We start from the raw sequence: 18,363 nt of genomic DNA on the forward strand, positions 1-18,363 counted from the left end.
CAGGTTGCGCACAGCAGGAATCCTGTCCCACCGACCCGCCAAGATCAAATGCTACGACCGCCTGAACTCGCCCACTGCACGGGTGATCGGCCACAGCCGCGTTCCGGTGCCGCCGGCGAGAAGGATTCCGCGCATAGCGCGAGGTTACCGGCCGCGAAGCGTCACCTGGGAACGTCCGAAAGTGTCTCACCGCCGCCTCGTTCGGTTGACCGGGGCAACTGGACGGCCATTGTGAAACACCGGTCCGGTATAGGGTCGGCCGCCGGTCAGCCTGTGCGTTGTCGGCAATTCGACTTTAGCTCAGAAATGCCGAATACGATGCTGGCGCATTGAGTCCGTGGTCAGCATGCTCATACCTCAGTCGGTCCCGCCAACGCCTCCGGGAAGGGGCCCCCGGACGCGCAGTCTTCGCGGGTACCGCACCAACTCGAGCCGGACGACAAGCCGCAGGGGCGTGGCTGGTCGTCGGCGCGTGTACGTGGGGGCGGTGTGCATTGGTAGAAATCGTGCAGGTCATTGACGGCACGACTAGGCGGGAGGGTGAGCGGGCGCCGATAGGCCATTCGGTCACTTCACTGCGGACTGGTTGGCAGTCCCGTTACGTGGCCACACTCTGCGTGGTCGACCTCATGGTCGGTGCCGGGTCGGCCGTGGTGGCGCTGAGCCTTAGATTCGGCCCGGCGACGGCGGAGCCGTACAACCGTGGCCATCTCTGGCTCACCCTTGCGCTGCCGTTCGCCTGGGTGCTGGCGCTCACCCTCAACCGAGCGTATGAATCGCGCCATCTATTCGTGGGAAATGATGAGTACGCCCGGGTCTTCCAAACCGGTCTCGCCGTTACCGCCACGTTGGCGGTCATTTCCCTCGCGTTCGACTTCCGAATCGCCAGAGGCTACGTGATCATCGCGATGCCACTGGTCACCGTCGCCGGCGTCGCGATGCGCTACCTGGTCCGCCAGCAGCTCCACCGGTCGTGGGCCCGCGGTGAGCGGCTGCACCGGGTGATCCTGGTCGGGCACGAGCTCGCCGTCGCGGAGATGACCAGGAGGCTGCGCCGCGAGTGCTATCACGGGCTCGGCGTGGTCGGCGCCTGTCTCCCGCATCCGCCGGCGGGAACCGCGGAGCCGCGCGCCGGCGGGCTGCCGCCGATCCTCGGCACCTTCGCGGACGTTCCGGCGGCCGTCACGGGCACGGGTGCGGACACGGTGGTCGTGCTCTCCTGTCCCGAGATGGCGGGATCCGCCCTGCGCCGGTTGGGATGGCAACTCGAACGCGACGAGGTCGACCTGATCGTCGCCAGCAACCTCGTGGACGTGGCCGGCGACCGCACCACCGTCCGACCCGTCGACGGCCTGCCGATGCTGCACGTCGAGCACCCTCGGTTGAAGGGCGGCCGGCGGGTCGTCAAGGCGGTCTTCGACCGGGTGTCGGCGCTCCTGCTGCTGATTGTCGCCGCCCCGGTGCTGCTCGCGATCGCCCTGCTGGTCCGGGTGAGCCCGGGTGCCGGTGGACCCGCCATCTTCCGCCAGGTGCGGGTGGGCAAGAACGGCCGGCCGTTCCGCATCTACAAGTTCCGAACCATGTACGTGAACGCCGAGGAACGCCTGGCGGAACTGCTCGACCGCAACGAGACCGACGGGGAGCTGTTCAAGATGCGCCAGGACCCCCGGGTGACCCGGGTCGGGCGCTGGCTGCGCCGGCTGTCGCTGGACGAGGTCCCGCAGCTCGTCAACGTGCTCAGGGGTGACATGTCGCTGGTCGGACCGCGGCCGCCGCTGCCGCGTGAGGTGGCCAACTATCCGTCGGACATGCGCAGGCGTCTGGTCGTCAAGCCCGGCCTGACCGGGCTGTGGCAGGTTTCCGGCCGGTCCGACCTGTCCTGGGAGGAGTCCATCCGGCTCGACCTGTCGTACGTGGAGAACTGGTCGCTGACCATGGACCTGGTGATCCTGGTCCGCACGCTGAGCGCCGTCGTCCGCAGCTCCGGAGCCTACTGACCGCCCGCACCCCGTCATCGCACGACTGGCGCACGCGCTGTCGGTCGCGTCCTGATCCTTCTGGAGGAACCATGAACACCGGGTGCACCGAACCGGTGGATGGCGCTGCCCACAAGCTCACCGTCATCGGCACCGGCTACCTGGGGGCCACCCACGCGGTGTGCATGGCCGCGCTCGGCTACCAGGTGCTCGGCGTCGACGTCGACGCAAACAAGATCGAGCGGCTGGCCGCGGGCGAGGTGCCCTTCTTCGAACCCGGGCTGCCCGAGTTGCTGGCCAAGGCGCTGGATTCGGGGCGGCTGCGCTTCACCACCTCCCTGGCCGAGGCGGCCGACTTCGGCGACGTCCATTTTCTCTGCGTGGGGACCCCGCAGCGGGCCGGTTCGTACGCGGCTGACCTGCGGCATGTCGAGGCGGCGCTGATCACGTTGGCCCGTGGCCTGCACCGACGTGCGCTGGTCGTCGGCAAGTCCACGGTTCCGGTCGGCACCGCCGCCCGGCTCACCGACCTGATGCACGCCGTCTCGCCGGCCGGCGACGCCGTGGAGCTGGCCTGGAACCCTGAGTTCCTCCGCGAGGGCTTCGCCGTCGACGACACGATGCGTCCGGACCGGTTGGTGTTCGGCGTTTCCTCCCGATGGGCCGAGCGACGCCTGCGCGAGGTGTTCGCTCCGGTGGTCGACCAGGGCTGCCCGGTGCTGGTGACGGATCCGCAGACCGCGGAGCTGGTCAAGGTCGCGGCGAACGGCTTCCTGGCCACCAAGATCTCGTACATCAACGCCATGGCAGAGGTGTGCGAGGCCAGCGGCGCGGACGTGTACGACCTGGCCACGGCCCTGGGCCTCGACGAGCGGATTGGCAGCCGGTTCCTGCGGCCGGGGCTGGGCTTCGGTGGCGGGTGCCTGCCCAAGGACATCCGCGCGTTCATGCACCGGGCCGAGGAGTTGGGCGTGGGGCGGGCGGTGGCCTTCCTGGGCGAGGTGGACGGGATCAACCAGCGCAGCCGGGAACGCATGGTGGACCTGGTACGCGAACTCGCCGGCGGGGACCTGCGCGGGGTCCGGGTGGCGGCCCTGGGCGCGGCGTTCAAGCCGAACTCTGACGACATCCGGGACGCGCCCGCGCTCGACGTCGCGAGCGCCCTGCACCGGGCGGGGGCACGGGTGCGGGTCTTCGACCCGGTGGCCATGGCCAACGCGCGCCGGGCGTATCCGGCGCTCGAATACGGTGACAGTGCCTTCGATGTGGCAACCGGCGCGGACGTGGTGGTGCTGCTGACCGAGTGGTCGCAGTTCCGGGAAATCGACCCGGCGGCGCTGCGTACGGTGGTGGCGAGGCCGCGTATCGCCGACGGCCGGCACGCCCTGGACCCGGCCCGATGGCAAGCGGCGGGTTGGGAGTACCGGGCCCTTGGCCGCCCGTGACGGCTGGCCCGGTCTGCTCCGGGCGTGGTGGATCCGCTGGATCCGTCCACCGACGCCGCGCCGGCTCAGGCGCGAGGCCGATGACCGGTAGCCGACACCAAACCTACCTGACTCGGTCTTTCACCCAATCCGCTGACCAGGCAAGATATACGAGCCGGTCTCATGGGGCGGGCTCACAATTGTTGAGGAGCGGTATTGAGCAGCAGCGATGAAACCATCGCGGTGGTGGTAGTCACCTACAACAGCGAGCGTCTTCTCGCCGATCTGATCGCTTCGCTGAGGCCAGGGCTTGCGGGAATCGACTGGCACCTGACGGTCGCCGACAATGCCTCCGCGGACGGCACGGTCGACGCGGTGCGGCAGCTCGCCCCGGCCGCCACGGTGGTGGAGATGGGACGGAACGCCGGCTATGCCGCCGGTATCAATGCCGGGGTGGCCGCCGCCGAACCACACAGCGCGGTGCTCGTACTCAATCCGGACGTCCGGCTCGGTGCTGGATGCGGCTTCGAGCTGATCAAGGCCCTGCGAACGCCGGGCACCGGTATCGCCGTGCCACGGCTGGTCGACGGCGACGGAGAACTAATCTTCACGATGCGGCGAGAGCCCAGCATCCTGCGCACTCTCGGCGATGCGGTCCTCGGCGCCGAGCGGGCGGGCCGGTATCCGGCGCTCGGCGAGGTGGTCACCGATCACGGTCATTACGCCAACGAGGCGATCACAGCGTGGGCGGAGGGCTCGACGCTGCTGATCGGCGCTGAGTGCTGGCGCCGATGCGCGCCGTGGGAGGAGTACTTTTTCCTCTATTCAGAGGAGACCGACTTCGCTTTGCGAGCCCGGGACGCCGGCTTCATCACCCGATTCACACCCGCCGCCGAGGCCGTGCACCTCGAGGGCGATTCCCGGCAGTCGCCGGGCATGTGGGCGTTGTTGACGCTCAACCGGGTACGCCTCTACCGCCGTCGCCACGGCCGCCTCGCCACCGCCGCCTTCTGGGCGGCCCTGCTCGCCCGCGAATTGAGCCGCGCCCTGCTACGCCGGCGCCCGAGTCAGGCCGCCGTACGCGCACTCCTCAGCCCGGCCCGGTTCCGGGAAACGCCGGGACCGCACAGCGTCCGTCCGGCTGCCTAGAACCCGACCGGTCACCGGAGGCGTTTGGCGATCCCGATCGCATTGAGTCGGCTGCGGCGGAGAAGGCTCGGCCGAGCCAGTACCTCGGCGCGCAGCGACGCAGGCGTGTCCTCCCGCCGGACGCTGAAGCGCGGTTGAAGCCACGTCCGTCGATCGGCCGTTCTACGGTCGCTGGTGAACACGCGCGTGTAGCCGAGGCGCCGCAGGTCGGCCAGGAGCCGTCGATCGTAGCGGCCGAGCGGGCAAGCGGCCAGGTCGACCGGCGCTTCGCACACCGCGGCCAGTCGCTTTCGAGCCACCACCAGCTCGTCATAGACGGTTCTCGGGTCCATGCCGCGCCACGATCGGTGTGACAGGCCGTGAGTTCCGATGGTCATGCCGTGTTCGTTTTGCAACTCCCACACGTCCCGCTCACCGAGGCTGCCCGGCTTGCCAATGCGACCGGCCAGCACGAAGTAGTCGGCCGTCAGGTTCCGTTCCATCAGGGCGGGAAGCCCGAATCGCAGGTCCGAGATGTTGCCGTCGTCGAAGCTGATCCGTACGGCAGGCCAGGTCGCCACCTCGCCGAGGATCGCAAGGAACTGATCGTTGCCGACCCAGTACCGGTCCTCGCCCGGTTCCAGGTCCCGTTCGGGCTCGCCGATTCCGTGGAAGCAGATGTTGATGATCCGGTCGTCCGTCGTCATTCGTCCCTCAATTGAAACCCGCTGGCCGGAATGCTCTCGGCCGGCCCGCGTACTGTGCCAGGCGACGTGACGGTCGGTACACGCCGTGACGATTCGTCGCGTTCCCAGGTCTGCTCGCCTCGGCCCACGCGTCGTGCGCGGGACGCCGCGGCCAGGCTGATCGCGACGTAGCAGACCGCGGCGGGCGCCAGCCAGGGCCGAGGAAGGACGACATCGCGGAGCCAGGAGAGCCGCCTCGCGGCACGTACCCTCGTCGGGGCTGATTCGCTCGAAGCGGTGGCGCGCATGGCCGCATTGCCGCTGCGCACTCTCGTGAGCCGGCGTACCAGGTCAGCAACGCGGTGTGGCGTGGCGACCAGGGAGGTCACCCCCGAAACTTCCCGCTTTTCGGACCGCTCGAACAGGGAGTCGAGGAACAGGTCGTCGGCGACCATGTCAGGAAAGGTCTTGAACCGTTTCCGCCCCTCCGCGGACAGAGCGATCACACCCCGCCCGAACAGGCCGTCGCGGAAGGCGGGCAGATGGCGATGGATGGCGAAGTAGGCGCGTATCAGCAGCGGCCGGCGGGTCAGGTCCAGCCCCCGGCGGGGAACGACCGCCAGCGCGCGGCCGGCAGCCGCGCCGAGCGGCGGGCGTACGGCGTCGGCGAGAAGCCGCAGCCCCTGCGTCGTCACCACGACGTCGGCGTCCAGATAGATGCGCGGAAAGCCGACCGCAACCACGTCGCCCGCATTGAGCGCGGCCGGCTTGCCGGCCACACCAAGCTCGACGACCCGTACCCCCGGTCGGCTCCCGGCGATCTGCGCGGTGGAGTCAGTGCACCCGTTGGCGACCACCGTGATGTCGAACTCGCCGTCTCTCGCATCTGCCATCAGCGTGTCCAGGCAGCGCCCGATGACGCCGGCTTCGTTGTGCGCCGCGATGACGACGCTGGCATGGACGGCGTCCAGAGGCGAGGCGGCGGGCCGGTCGGCGTGAACGGCGTGGTCGGCCGTCGTGCTCCGTGGGGATCTCGGCGCGTCCGGCCCTGCTGCGACCGGCTGGCCTAGGCGACGGGCCAGCAACCGCCGCCAGAGGGATACGTACTGCTGTGCCTGATGTTCCCAGGCGAGCACCGTTGTGAAGCGGCTCAGGGCGACATCGTGCATCTGTTCGCGTTGCGCGGTGTCGTCCAGCAGTCTGTCGATGGCCTCGGCGAACTCGGCGGGTGATCCGTTCGGCACGTAGAGAGCGGCCGCGTCAGCGGAACGCTGGGTTTCGATCAGGTCGACCGCGACGACGGGGATGCCTCTGCCGAGGTATTCGACGGTCTTGGCCATCGTGGAGAGATGGTTCATCCGAGTCGGCAGGTCGGGCTGAATCGCGATGGTGGCCGTGCGCAGCAGCGAGTCGACCGCCGGCCCGTCGAGCCAACCAGTGAACTCGACGAGGTCGTTCAGCCCACGTTCGGCGGCGAGCTTTGTAAGGCTGACCATCGTCTCGCCGTCGCCGGCGAGAACCATCCGCCAGTCTCTGCGGCTCCGCCGCTTTGCCAGCTCCTCGGCGGCCAGCACCGCGACCTCGACGTTGTCCTGCGGTCCGAAGACACCGAGGTAGACGATCTTGTGAACGTCGTTGCCCCGTCGGTCCGGAACCGGGCTCTCGTCGCGGGAGATTTCGCTCGCCGCCGGGCCGTTGCGCACCACGGTGACCTTCTCCGGCGGCACCCCTCGGCGCATGGCGTTCTTGCGGAAGGACTCGTTCGTCGCGATGACCGCTGTGGCCGTCCGAAGGGTGAACCACTCGAGCATGACCAGAGCGCGGAACACCAGTTTGTTGGCGGACCCGCCGGCGCGGGCGACGTAGATCTCGGGGCAGAGGTCGTGGTGGTCGAACACCCACGGACGACCGAGTGCCCGCCAGATCAACGCGAGTGGAAAGTAGACGTCGGGGGGATTGCACACCTGAACCGCATGTGCCCGCCCAGTGAACAGTTCACCGAGCAGTCGTATCGCGATGCAGAGGAAGGACCAGCCGAACTCCACCGCGTACGAGACGACGCCTGAACCGTAGACAATCAGCGGATAGGGCTTGAGTCGGGTGCCCCTGCTGCCGGGCAGGATCCGGAGGTTCTTGTCTCCACGGGGCGCGATCACAGTGACGTCAAAACCGTTGGCCTCCAAGCTCAGGCACTCACGGATGACGCGGCGGTCACGCTCGGCGGGAAGGTTGGCGATGAGGATGGTGACATGAGGCCGATCCTTCACAGCGCGGATCACTTCCTCTTCTGAACGGTCCACAGTGACGCCGGTAACACTGCAGGACCAGGCGGCGGGTAAACAAGGCGCCACCCGGACAATCAGTGTCGGATTCTTTGCAAGCGGGTTTGCCAAAGCCCATTCCGCACGCCGCTGTCTCCCCTTTTTGGACGCTCTGAGTAAACGGTGGCCGCTTTAGCCTGCCACTATGGCCCGTTGAATAGGGACAGTTAACGTGGGTTACGGCGCGCCTGGCCCCAGTGCCTTGCGCGCGCGGCTGGGGATGGCGCGCTTTTCGGCCATCGAAACATCGTCCGTTCGGTGGGCGAATCAAGATTTTGTCGAGCGGGGCCGATCAGGAGGCCGATCGCCACTGGGGCGTTGGCAGGTGACGGAAACCCGGCAATGCGAGCCGGCCGAGTGGCCTTGCGAGATATCGTCGCCCGGGCCGGTTACGGTCGGCGTTGGCGCGTTCGGGGCGCGGGGAAAGAGGACTTGGGATGGGGACGTAGATGGCCGTGCGGGTTCTCCCCATCACCAGCGCCGAGGTGCAGGCGGCCGCGGAGTTCCTCCACCGGCACCTCAATCGCCGGGTATCGGTGGACGCCTGGGCCGGAGCCATGCTCGTCCCATGGAAGGTCGACGCGCCCAATCACGGCTTCCTGCTGCTTGCCGACGAGGGCGTGGTGGGCGTCTACCTCGCCTTCTATTCGGAGCGGTGGATCGATGGCCGGCCGGAGCAGTTCTGCAACCTGGGCGCCTGGTGTGTGTTGCCGCAGTACCGGTTCCACAGCCTGCGGTTGCTGAAGAGGTTGCTGTCGCAGGACGGGTACCACTTCACCGACCTGTCGCCGAGTGGCAACGTGGTGCCGCTCAACGCCCGGCTCGGCTTCAGCTTCCTCGACACCGCCACGGCCCTGGTGCCCAACCTGCCGTGGCCGTCCTGGCCCGGGCGGTCCGTCATCAGCAGCGATCCCGCCCGGATTCAGGCCACGCTGTCCCCGTCCGAACTCGAAATCTATCAGGATCACGTGGCGACGGGCGCGGCACGGCACCTGTTGCTCGTCAACGGCGGCGGGCACTGCTACGTCGTGTTCCGCAAGGACCGCCGAAAGGACCTGCCGGTCTTCGCGTCGATCCTGTACGTGAGCGACGAGGAGCTGTTCCGTCGGTTGGCCCGCCCACTCGCCCGGCACCTGCTGATCCGCCATGGCGCGCTGGCGACTCTGGCCGAACTGAGGGTGGTGGGGGAGCGGCCGGCTGGCTCGATCATGCTCGGGTCGCCCCGCCGCAAGATGTTCAAGAGCGACCGCCTCACACCGGATCAGATCGACTATCTCTACAGCGAGTTGGCCTGTGTCAGCTGGTGAAACCGGTCCGAAGAGAGAGAGCCGTGCGATGCGTACGGGACTGCATCACCTCCTGGCCGAGACCGCTCGGCGACACGGCCGGTCACCCGCGCTCACCTTCAAGGAGGTGACCCTGACCTACGCCGAACTGTGGCGGAACGTCGTCGGCGTGGCGGCGGGTCTGGAGCGCCTCGGTCTCGAGCGGGGCGAGCGGGTGGCGGTCTACCTCGACAAGCGGCCTGAGACCGTGGAGGGGGTCTTCGGCACCTCGGCCGCCGGCGGAGTCTTCGTCCCGGTCAATCCGCTGCTTCGCCCCAAGCAGGTCGGCTACATCCTCGCGGACTGCGCCGCTCGGGTGCTGATCACTACGGCCGAGCGTCTCGACCTGTTGCGCGACGAGTTGGCCGAGGCCAAGTCGGTGGAGCACGTCGTGCTGATCGGGCCCCCGCCGCGTACCGCGTCGCACACCCGCTACACGGTCTCGACGTGGGAGGGGCTGGGTGCCGCGAGCGGCGGCGTGCCGGGCCGGCAGGTGATCGATGCCGATCCGGCCGCGATTCTCTACACGTCGGGCAGCACCGGAAAGCCCAAGGGCGTCGTGCTCTCGCACCGTAACCTCATCGCCGGCGCCGAGAGCGTCAGCGAATACCTTGGCAACAGCGCCGACGACGTGATCCTCGCGGCGCTGCCGCTGAGTTTCGACGCCGGGTTCAGCCAGCTGACCACCGGGTTCACGGTCGGTGCTCACGTCGTGCTGGTCAACTATCTGTTCCCGGGTGACGTGGTGAAGCTCTGCGCGAAGCACGGCGTGACCGGACTGACCTGCGTTCCACCCCTGTGGTTGCAGCTCGCCGAGCAACGGTGGCCGGGCGAGGCGGTCCGGCGCATGCGCTACATCGCCAACACGGGCGGTCGAATGCCGAAGGCCACGCTCGACCGGCTGCGCCAGATCTTCCCGGCGGCCAAGCCCTACCTCATGTACGGCCTCACCGAGGCGTTCCGGTCCACGTACCTGGATCCCGTCGAGGTCGACCGCCGGCCCGACTCGATCGGCAAGGCGATCCCCAATGTGGAGATCCTTGTCGTCCGACCCGATGGGACGCTCGCCGATCCGGGCGAGGAGGGCGAGCTGGTGCACCGAGGCGCACTGGTCGCGATGGGCTACTGGAACGACCCGGAGCGCACGGCGGAAAGGTTCCGCCCGGTCCCTGGCAGCGAGGGGGCACTCCGTCCGGAGATCGCGGTCTGGTCGGGCGACATCGTCAGACGCGACGACGAGGGGTTCCTGTACTTCGTCGGACGCAACGACGAGATGATCAAAACCTCGGGTTACCGGGTGAGCCCAGCCGAGATCGAGGAGGTCGCCTACGAGACCGGTCTGGTCGGCGACGCCGTGGCGTTGGGTGTCGACGATCCGCGCATCGGGCAGCACGTGGCGCTCGTCGTGAGCCCGGCGGCCGGACACGAGTTCAGCGAGGCCGGCCTGCTGGCCGAGTTGAAGGAACGACTGCCGCTCTACATGGTGCCGAAGCAGATCGTGCGGCGCGCCGCCTTGCCGCGAACCCCGAACGGAAAGTACGACCGAAACCTTCTTCGCGAGGAAGTGACCAGGTGACACACCCCGCCCTGGCCGCCTTCGAGGGCCGCTCCGGCGCGCTCCTCATCGGCGGCATTCCGGTCGACCGGCTCGCCGAACGGGTCGGCAGCACCCCGTTTTTCGCCTACGACCGGGCGCTGCTGACCCGCCGGGTGCAGCTGCTCCGGGACACGCTGCCCGCCGGGGTGAACATCAGCTATGCGGTGAAGGCGAACCCGATGCCGGCGGTCGTCCAGCACCTCAGCGGCCTGGTGGACGCGTTCGACGTGGCGTCCGGGCTGGAACTGCGGACCGCGCTGGACACGCCGATGCCGGCGGACCTGGTGAGCTTCGCTGGCCCGGGCAAGACGGACGCCGAGCTGGCCCAGGCCATCGCCGCGGGTGCGACAATCGAGTTGGAGTCCGAAACCGAGGCGGAGCGGGCGGTCGCCGCCGGCGGTCGGCTCGGCATCCGGCCGCGAGTCGCGATACGGGTCAACCCCGACTTCTCAGTCAAGGGCTCGGGCATGCGCCTGGGCGGCGGTCCGCAGCAGTTCGGGATCGACTCGGAGCGGGTGCCGGCGCTGCTCAAGGAACTGGCCCACGCCGACCTCGATTTCTTGGGCTTCCACGTCTTCGCGGGGTCACAGAACCTGCGCGCGGAGAGCATCTGCCAGGCCCAGCGGCAGACGGTTGAGCTGATGCTGCGGTTGGCCGACGAGTCGCCTCTGCCGATCCGCTACCTCAACCTCGGCGGCGGCTTCGGCATCCCCTACTTCGCGAAGGACGAGCCGCTGAATCTCGCGGACGTGGGAGCCAACCTGCGGGAGTTGATCGAGGGATCGATCCGGCCGAGGCTGCCCGATGCCCGGATCATCGTGGAACTGGGCCGCTACATCGTCGGTGAGTGCGGCGTCTACGTGACCCGCATCGTGGACCGGAAGGAATCGCGCGGCAAGACGTTTCTCGTGGTGGATGGCGGTCTGCATCACCAGTTGGCCGCCTCGGGCAACTTCGGCCAGGTGATCCGCCGCAACTACCCGCTCGCCATCGGCAACCGATGGGCGGACCAGGCGGGGGAACAGGTGACCGTCGTGGGTTGCCTGTGCACCCCGCTGGACCTGCTCGGCGACAACGTCACCCTGCCGCGGGCCGAGGTCGGCGACCTCGTCGTGCTCTTCCAAACCGGCGCGTACGGTCTGACAGCCAGTCCCACCGCCTTTCTCAGCCACCCGGCGCCCGCCGAGGTGCTTGTCTGATTTCGGCCCGATCCGAGGAGAAGAACAATGGGTACGACCAGCACCGCGTCCTTCGCAGACGTCAAGTCCGTGGTTGTCGAGACGCTCGGCATCTCCGACCGCGCCGACACGCTCGACGCGTCGACCCCGCTCTTGGACGGCCTGCCCGAACTCGACTCGATGGCCGTGGTCGAGCTCATCGCCGCCATCGAGGAGCGGTTCGACATTCGGTTCGACGACGACGAGGTCAACGCCGAGCTCTTCGAGACGCTCGGCGGCCTCGCCGAGTTCGTTGCCGCGAAGGCCCGTTGAGCGCGTTGACAGGTAACACACGACCAGGCTGGTGGCGGAAGGCCGCGCCGGGAGGTTTCCGCATTCCATGAAGGACTTTCTCGCCGTCTCGTGCGCGCCGCACGCTGCTGACTCTCTGCGCGGCGTCGTTGACCAGGCACTTGGCGTGTTACGCGACGACGAGGCTGGCATGGTCCGCGTCGACCAGGCCGAGGACGGCTGGGTGGCATTTGCCGGCAGCGACCCGGGCGACCTCCTGGCCGAGCCTGGGGCGGGGTTCACGGTGCGGTTGAACCGCGCCGTCCGTACCCCTGAGCGTGACGTGCCAACGGCCGAGCTGGCCGGCATGATTACCGGCGGTGGGGATCTGACGTCACTCCTGCCGCCCTTCGCCGCCGCGCATCGACAGCGCGCCGGTGCGCCGGTCGTGGTCGCCGGCGACTGGCTCGGGTTCCGACAGATCTACTGGTGGCAGGGGGACGGGGTGGCGGCCGTCTCGACCAGCGCCCGCACTCTTGCCGTGCTGGCGGGCGGCCGATTGGATCCGGTCGGTCTCGGCGTCCAAGCCATGATCGGTTGGCAGGTCGGCACGCTCACCATCTTCGAGAATGTGCGAGCGCTGCCACCCGCTACGATCGCCACCCTTGACGGCGGATCGCTGCGCCAGCGGCGGTACGCAGACCCACCGGACCGTCCTGACCGGGCACCCGCGCTGGACGATGCCGTTGACGAGATGGCGCAGATTCTCAACCGCTGGCAGAGCAACTACCTGGAGGATCATCCGGACACCATCCTGCAGCTCACCGGCGGCCACGACTCCCGCATCCTGCTCGCCGCGATCCCCGCGAAGCTGAGGACAGGACTCGCAGCACTCACGCTCGGCAGCCCGACCAGCCCCGACGTTCGGATCGCCGCCCGGCTCTCGGCCCGTTACGGCCTCCGGCACCAGGTTTACCGGCTCGATCAGCAGCGCCCGCCCACGCCGCGGGAGGCCCACTCCTTGGCGCTGGCGGCGGCCAGACAGCTGGAATGTCAGGCCAGTCCGCTCGCGCTCGCTCCGTTGTTGCTGGTCGAGGCGCACCTGGACCAGGGGCACCGTCTTGGCGGTCTGGGGGGCGAGGTGGCGCGAGGCTTCTATTACGCTGGGCAGCCAACGGGCGCGACGGCGTCGGGCCATCTCGTGGAGCGCCTGGCGCGGTGGCGGCTCTTCAGCAACGAAGCGGTCGAGGCGAAGGCTCTGACGGAGGACTTCCGGATCCGGGCGCAGGAGACGACGCTGGCCAGCCTGAAAGAGCTCTTTCCAGCCGGCGACTGGTTGCGGGCCACGGATGACTTCTACCTGTACCACCGCATGTACCGCTGGGCCGGCCTGCACGGCACGGTCGCCGCGGTACGGCGCCACTACATCAACCCGATGTTCGATCGGCGATTCATCGAACTGGCGCTGGCTGTGGCGCCGGCGGACAAGCGCAACTCACTGCTCCTCGGGCGGTTGATGACGCGGCTGGATTCAGAGCTCGCCAGTGTGCCTCTCGACTCGGGCCTGACTCCTGCGCGGCTGGGCACCCGGTCGGTCGTGACGCGGCTCGCTACCGGAACGGCGACCGCTCGCAAGGCCGCCCAGAAGGTTCGGCAGCGGCTGACCCACGGTCGAAAGGCTCAGCTGGGTGCGGCAGAAGCGGGAGCGCTGGTGCTGGCGCACTGGCGGGCCGAGCCGCAGGTGTGCCGCGCGCTGTACGACATGCCCATACTGCGCCACGATTGGCTCGACGACGTGCTCGCGGGTGCGCCGGCTGAGCCAACGACCATCGCCTTTCTGGTCAACCTGTTGGCCGCGTCGGACCAGACGACCGTCCGATGAGGAGCCGCACGTCGCCGGCACAGGTGACACTGGTCGGACCTGTCGGCAGGCGGCGCTGAAAAAGGCGCATTGTCTGCCTTGCCGCCTAAAGGACGGCTCGTAACTCGCTGAAGGTGTTGCCCCGTCCGGGCTGCCGGTTCAGCCGGTGAGGATGATGTTGTGGAGATGGGCGATGCCGGAGGCAGCGTCGGTCATTGTGTGGGCGGCGCGGCGGTAGTCGCGGAGGATCTTGAGAGACTTCATCCTGGCCAGGGCGTGTTCGACCTGTGCTCCGACAGTGCGGTGTTGCCTGTTCAGGTTGGCTTTCCACTCGGGTGGCTGGCTGCCGTCGGCGGGTTTGCGGTAGGAGATGATCACCTCTGGGTTGCCGCGGTAGGCGCGGTCGGCCTTGACCGGCCGTCTGGCCAGCTTCTGGTCGATGCCGCTGGTGCGGTTGACGATGGTGATGCCCCTATGTTTGTCAAGGTGTGGTTCCTGGGGTTGTCTTCACCTGCGGTTGGGCTGCTGTGATGATCTGGTAGATCTCGCGTGCGATGTAGCGCTTGAGGCAGCGCATGGCCTCCCGCTTCGTCTTGCCCCCGGTGACGCGGCGGTCGATGTATTCGCGGGTTCGTTTGTCGCATCGGAGGCGTGTGACGACGATTCGGTAGAGAGCGGCGTTGGCTTGGCGATCACCACCGGGGTTGAGGCGTAGACGCTGGGACTTTGAACCGCCCCGGATCTTGTAGAGACTTCCCCGCTTGGGAAGGATCGAGAGATGGCAGGAACGAAGCCGTATCCGCAGGAGCTACGGGAGCGGGCGGTGCGGATGGTCGCGGAGGTGCGGCCGAACTACGAGTCGGACTGGGCGGCGATCACCGCCGTGGCGGCCCGGCTGGGGATCGGCACGGCCGAGACGCTGCGTAAGTGGGTGCGTCAGGCGCAGGTCGATGGCGGGCAGCTGCCCGGGGTGACGTCGGAGGAGTCGGCGGAGCTGAAGCGGCTGCGGCGTGAGAACGCCGAGCTGCGTCGGGCGAATGAGATCTTGAAGGCCGCATCGGCTTTCTTCGCGGCCGAGCTCGACCGGCCTACGACACGCTCGTGAGGTTCGTTGACGTCCATCGGGGCCGCTTCGGCGGGGTCGAGCCGATCTGTCGCGTGCTGCGTCAGCACGGGTTGCAGATCACCCCGAGTGGCTACTGGGCGGTCAAGAAGCGTCCGCCGTCGAAGCGGCAGGTGCGGGATGCGCAGCTGTCCGAACTCGTCCGCGGGATCCACGCCGCGAACTACGGCGTCTACGGAGCCCGCAAGGTCTGGCATGAGCTGCACCGCCAGGGCCACCCGGTGGCCCGGTGCACGGTCGAACGGTTGATGCGCTACTCGGGCCTGGCCGGCGTGGTGCGGGGCAAGAAGATCCGAACCACGGTCGCCGATCCCGGGCATCAGCGGGCGACTGACCTGCTCAACCGGGACTTCACCGCACGGCGGCCCAACCGGTGCTGGGTCGCTGACTTCACGCACGTCGCGACCTGGTCCGGCGTGGTCTACGTCGCGTTCGTCGTCGACGTCTACTCCAGGGCGATCGTGGGCTGGTCCGCGGCGACGAACAAACGCACCCCGCTGGTCCTGGCCGCCCTCGACATGGGGCTATGGCGCCGTGACCGGGCCGGGCAGCCCGTCGGCGCGGGACTGGTGCACCACAGCGATGCGGGCAGTCAGACACGTCGTTCCGGTTCACCACGCACCTGGTCGCCGCCGGTATCGACGCCTCAATCGGCAGCATCCGCGACGCTCTGGACAACGCGCTGATGGAATCCACGATCGGCCTGTACAAGACCGAGCTGATCAAACCCCGGCGCCCTTGGCGCACCCTGGCCCAGGTCGAACTGGCCACCGCCGAATGGGTCGACTGGTACAACAACCGGCGCCTGCACTCAGCCATCGGCCACGCGCCACCCACCGAATACGAATCGATGTTCTACGCTCAACACCAGCCCCGCGAGGTGGTTGGAGTCAACAGCTGAAGTCTCCACAGAACCCGGGGCGGTTCACTTTCCCGACGACGCTTCGACCGGGCTGGTTCCGCATAACGCCGCGTAGGATGCCTCGCTGGTCAGTCGGTGCGGGTTGTCGCCGGCGGCGATGAGCAGGGCGGCGGCGGTGTCACCGGCGACGCCGGGACGTTGCAGCAGCGCGGGCGCGTAGGTGGCGACGGCTTTGGTGATGCGTTTCTGGAGGTCCCGGATCTCGCGGGTGAGTTGCTGGATGCGGCCGGCCAGCAGGCGCAGGGCGTGCACCGCGGCGTGGGCTGCGGGGTCGGTGGTGGGGTCGTTTGTCAGTTCGGCGCAGGAGCGTACGAGCATCGCTGGAGTTAGTCCGACCATGGACTCCCGCAGCAGCGGGTCGGTGTTGACCAGGACCGCGCGGAGCTGGTTGATGGCCTGGGTGCGGGCCTTGGTTGCGGAGTCCTTCGCCAGCTTGAACAGGCGGATCGCCTCGACGTGACCGTCGCCGGTCTTCGCCTGGGTCGTGGCGCGGCCGGAGATGACCGCCCGAGCGGCGGCTTCGGCGTCGAGTGTGTCGGTTTTTCCGCGCCGGCGCCGGGTGGCTCGGTCGGGACTGTTGACGTCGATCACCTGGACATTCTCAGCGTGCAGGTAGCGCGTCAGTGCTGCGCCGTAGGAGCCGCTGCCTTCCACCCCCGCCCGCCGCACGGGGCCGACGTCCCGAGCCCATACGAGCAGCTGCCGATATCCGGCCGCTGTGGCAGGGAACGCCGCCGTTGCTATCAGGACACCGAGATTGGTGACCACGGCGGCGACGTGGGTGTCCTTGTGGGTATCGACCCCAAGAACGATCTCCAGGTCAGCGGCGGATGTCCTGGTGTGGCAGGCGGCCGCCGGCTGGTGGATGCTGAGCACGGTCGTTCGGCTCCTTGGCGGCTTCGAGGGCGGATGGCCGTCGCCGGGCCGGTTGGGGCGGTCAGGACTGTGATGGTGCCCTGTTAGCGGCAAGGCCCCTATCGGGACACGCCCCGCCGGTTCGGCGACAGCATGCACCGCCCCGGCCCGTAGGCCGACAGATCGCCATCAAGGCGCTGGAAGGCCGATCGTTGCGCGGGTCAGACCAGGGGCCGGGGCGGCACACGATCATCCTCACAGTCGTTGTGGTTGCCTGGTTGCCTGGTTGCCTGGTTGCCTGGTTGCGGGTCGCCGAGGGCGACGACGAGGCGGGTGTGGGCGTCGATGGCGACCTGCAGGTTCGTGCTGTAGCGGTAGTTCTTGCTCGGGGCGGCCAGGCGGTGGTCCTGGGTCGGGATGGGGGTGCCGTCGACGATCGTGTTCTGGTCGACCCGGCGCCGGTGTACCGGGGCCAGGGCCAGCAGTGGGCTGAGGGTGTCGATGACCCGGTGGGCAGCGGAGTGCGACACCCCGAACAGCGGGCCGATCTGGCGCATCGTCAGGTTCGTGCGCCAGTACGCGGCGACCAGCAGCACCCGGTCAGAGAGGTCGAGAGACCATTGCCGGCCTGGCCGGCCGTCAGCGATCGCGTCACCGCCACGCTCGGCGATCAGGCGGACCAGCCGGCGGAACTGGGCGGGCTGCATCCAGTGAACGGGAAGATCCACTCCGGGTGCCTCGCGGTGATCACCTGCACCCAGACATCCTCGATGATCGTCCTCAGCAGACAGACGCCGGGGTTACGAGACGTCCCTTAGATCACGCGACATGCCGATGGACGCAAATTGGTCCGACATGACCGTTGTGCGCCTACCCTGTGGCAGGAGCGCGCCGCAGGGCAAGGACCCGGCCATGCGGGAGAGCGGGGTGCGCAGCACCGGGTGGCAGAGGGGAAACGTTTGTGGTTAGGCAGGCCAGAACTGTCATCGCGCTAGCCGTTGCCGGCGCGTTGGCGCTGTCCGGGATGGTGACACTGAATCTCGCGTCCGCCGCGACCGGGCGCCTCGACCGGCAGGGCACGTACTCGCTCTGGAACGACTCGGCCACGCCAAAGATCATTGCCCACCGCGATGCGCAGGCGGTGGAGTTGGGCGTCCGGTTCACAGCAGACCAGGACGGCGAGATTTTCGGTGTCCGCTACTACAAATCCGAGGCGAATACCGGGGTGCATCAGGGAAGCCTCTGGACGGCCGACGGGTCGCGGCTGGCCAGGGTCCAGTTTGAGAACGAGACCAAATCCGGCTGGCAGTATGCAGCCTTCTCGCGTCCGGTGGCCATCAGAGCGAATGCCGTCTACGTGGCGTCCTACCACACCCGGGTAGGCGGCTACTCCGCCGACAGCAACTACTTCTCGGCGCGCCACAGCGGTGGCCCGCTAAGCGCCCCGGCCGACGGCGCGTACCGCCCCAACGGCGTATACGAGTATGGCGAGGGCGGGTTCCCGAGGCGCAGCTACAAGGCCACGAACTACTGGGTGGATGTGGTCTTCAAACCCCGTGCCTCGGCCACGCCCACCCCGGTCCCCCCCAGTCCCACCGGCGCCGCGCGTCCGACGCCGAGTGTTTCTGTGTCGGTGACGGCGGCGCCGTCGCAGAGTGCGTCGGGGTCGGTGACGCCATCGCCTGGTGGGTCGCCGT

13 protein-coding genes and 3 pseudogenes are annotated in these 18,363 nt (G+C 68.3%); 10 read left to right on the plus strand and 6 right to left on the minus strand.

The genetic code is table 11. The features are described from left to right. Positions 1 to 51: 51 nt before the first annotated feature. Positions 52 to 135 (minus strand): sugar phosphate nucleotidyltransferase, encoded by an 84-nt coding sequence (locus tag ABZV00_RS14875; protein WP_355605985.1) that lies wholly within the window; start codon positions 133 to 135, stop codon positions 52 to 54. Positions 136 to 602: 467 nt separating this feature from the next. Here ABZV00_RS14875 and ABZV00_RS14880 point away from each other — a divergent pair, with 467 nt between their 5' ends. The 3 genes from ABZV00_RS14880 to ABZV00_RS14890 all read left to right on the plus strand — a co-directional run bounded on the left by ABZV00_RS14880 (position 603) and on the right by ABZV00_RS14890 (position 4,549). Continuing rightward, entirely contained in the window at positions 603 to 1,997 is a 1,395-nt protein-coding gene (locus ABZV00_RS14880) for a sugar transferase (RefSeq protein WP_355605928.1), read from the plus strand. A 71-nt stretch (positions 1,998 to 2,068) separates the two neighbouring features. Then, entirely contained in the window at positions 2,069 to 3,421 is a 1,353-nt protein-coding gene (locus ABZV00_RS14885) for a UDP-glucose/GDP-mannose dehydrogenase family protein (RefSeq protein WP_355605931.1), read from the plus strand. Between the two features lie 195 nt (positions 3,422 to 3,616). Next, positions 3,617 to 4,549 carry a glycosyltransferase family 2 protein gene (locus ABZV00_RS14890; RefSeq protein ID WP_355605934.1) on the plus strand — a complete coding sequence of 311 codons (933 nt, stop codon included), beginning with the start codon at positions 3,617 to 3,619 and terminating at the stop codon, positions 4,547 to 4,549. 11 nt (positions 4,550 to 4,560) lie between these two features. Here ABZV00_RS14890 and ABZV00_RS14895 read toward each other — a convergent pair whose 3' ends face one another. Beyond that, positions 4,561 to 5,235 (minus strand): polysaccharide deacetylase family protein, encoded by a 675-nt coding sequence (locus tag ABZV00_RS14895; protein WP_355605937.1) that lies wholly within the window; start codon positions 5,233 to 5,235, stop codon positions 4,561 to 4,563. After that, a complete protein-coding gene (locus ABZV00_RS14900; RefSeq protein WP_355605940.1) occupies positions 5,232 to 7,607 on the minus strand; it encodes a glycosyltransferase in 2,376 nt (791 codons plus the stop codon). Before ABZV00_RS14900 ends, ABZV00_RS14895 begins: the two co-directional genes overlap by 4 nt. Positions 7,608 to 7,984: 377 nt before the next feature. On the opposite strand from ABZV00_RS14900, the gene ABZV00_RS14905 reads away from it, so the two are divergent. The 5 genes from ABZV00_RS14905 to ABZV00_RS14925 all read left to right on the plus strand — a co-directional run bounded on the left by ABZV00_RS14905 (position 7,985) and on the right by ABZV00_RS14925 (position 13,787). Continuing rightward, positions 7,985 to 8,842 (plus strand): hypothetical protein, encoded by an 858-nt coding sequence (locus ABZV00_RS14905; RefSeq protein WP_355605943.1) that lies wholly within the window; start codon positions 7,985 to 7,987, stop codon positions 8,840 to 8,842. 28 nt (positions 8,843 to 8,870) lie between these two features. After that, complete coding sequence (locus tag ABZV00_RS14910; protein WP_355605946.1) at positions 8,871 to 10,436, plus strand: acyl-CoA ligase (AMP-forming), exosortase A system-associated; 1,566 nt, start codon at positions 8,871 to 8,873, stop codon at positions 10,434 to 10,436. Continuing rightward, the gene (locus ABZV00_RS14915; protein WP_355605949.1) at positions 10,433 to 11,656 is read left to right on the plus strand and encodes a pyridoxal-dependent decarboxylase, exosortase A system-associated; all 1,224 of its coding nucleotides are present in this window, start codon (positions 10,433 to 10,435) and stop codon (positions 11,654 to 11,656) included. Before ABZV00_RS14910 ends, ABZV00_RS14915 begins: the two co-directional genes overlap by 4 nt. Before the next feature lie 27 nt (positions 11,657 to 11,683). Continuing rightward, entirely contained in the window at positions 11,684 to 11,947 is a 264-nt protein-coding gene (locus tag ABZV00_RS14920) for an acyl carrier protein (RefSeq protein WP_355605951.1), read from the plus strand. A 67-nt stretch (positions 11,948 to 12,014) separates the two neighbouring features. Then, on the plus strand, positions 12,015 to 13,787 hold the full coding sequence (locus ABZV00_RS14925) for a hypothetical protein (RefSeq protein WP_355605953.1): 1,773 nt from the start codon (positions 12,015 to 12,017) through the stop codon (positions 13,785 to 13,787). 138 nt (positions 13,788 to 13,925) lie between these two features. On the opposite strand, the pseudogene ABZV00_RS14930 reads toward ABZV00_RS14925, so the two are convergent. Continuing rightward, a pseudogene (locus tag ABZV00_RS14930) lies at positions 13,926 to 14,225 on the minus strand (transposase family protein); the annotation flags it as partial. Positions 14,226 to 14,544: 319 nt separating this feature from the next. Here ABZV00_RS14930 and ABZV00_RS14935 point away from each other — a divergent pair. Next, positions 14,545 to 15,790 (plus strand): annotated as a pseudogene (locus ABZV00_RS14935) (IS3 family transposase). Between the two features lie 24 nt (positions 15,791 to 15,814). Here ABZV00_RS14935 and ABZV00_RS14940 read toward each other — a convergent pair. Beyond that, positions 15,815 to 16,825 carry a transposase gene (locus ABZV00_RS14940; protein ID WP_355605956.1) on the minus strand — a complete coding sequence of 337 codons (1,011 nt, stop codon included), beginning with the start codon at positions 16,823 to 16,825 and terminating at the stop codon, positions 15,815 to 15,817. 131 nt (positions 16,826 to 16,956) lie between these two features. Then, a pseudogene (locus ABZV00_RS14945) lies at positions 16,957 to 17,423 on the minus strand (transposase family protein); the annotation flags it as partial. A 204-nt stretch (positions 17,424 to 17,627) separates the two neighbouring features. Here ABZV00_RS14945 and ABZV00_RS14950 point away from each other — a divergent pair. Beyond that, positions 17,628 to 18,363: DUF4082 domain-containing protein (locus tag ABZV00_RS14950; protein ID WP_355605959.1), on the plus strand; the 736-nt coding region annotated here is incomplete at its 3' end.

The sequence above is a fragment of the Micromonospora sp. NPDC005173 genome (assembly GCF_040608515.1).
GTDB lineage: Bacteria > Actinomycetota > Actinomycetes > Mycobacteriales > Micromonosporaceae > Micromonospora.

What these genes read in the sequence shown, in the direction of transcription:
- ABZV00_RS14895 (WP_355605937.1), bottom strand. Translation starts at nt 5,235, where the DNA reads ATGACGACGGACGACCGGATCATCAACATCTGCTTCCACGGAATCGGC.
- ABZV00_RS14875 (WP_355605985.1), bottom strand. Translation starts at nt 135, where the DNA reads ATGCGCGGAATCCTTCTCGCCGGCGGCACCGGAACGCGGCTGTGGCCG.
- ABZV00_RS14885 (WP_355605931.1), top strand. Translation starts at nt 2,069, where the DNA reads ATGAACACCGGGTGCACCGAACCGGTGGATGGCGCTGCCCACAAGCTC.
- ABZV00_RS14925 (WP_355605953.1), top strand. Translation starts at nt 12,015, where the DNA reads ATGAAGGACTTTCTCGCCGTCTCGTGCGCGCCGCACGCTGCTGACTCT.
- ABZV00_RS14905 (WP_355605943.1), top strand. Translation starts at nt 7,985, where the DNA reads ATGGCCGTGCGGGTTCTCCCCATCACCAGCGCCGAGGTGCAGGCGGCC.
- ABZV00_RS14920 (WP_355605951.1), top strand. Translation starts at nt 11,684, where the DNA reads ATGGGTACGACCAGCACCGCGTCCTTCGCAGACGTCAAGTCCGTGGTT.
- ABZV00_RS14910 (WP_355605946.1), top strand. Translation starts at nt 8,871, where the DNA reads ATGCGTACGGGACTGCATCACCTCCTGGCCGAGACCGCTCGGCGACAC.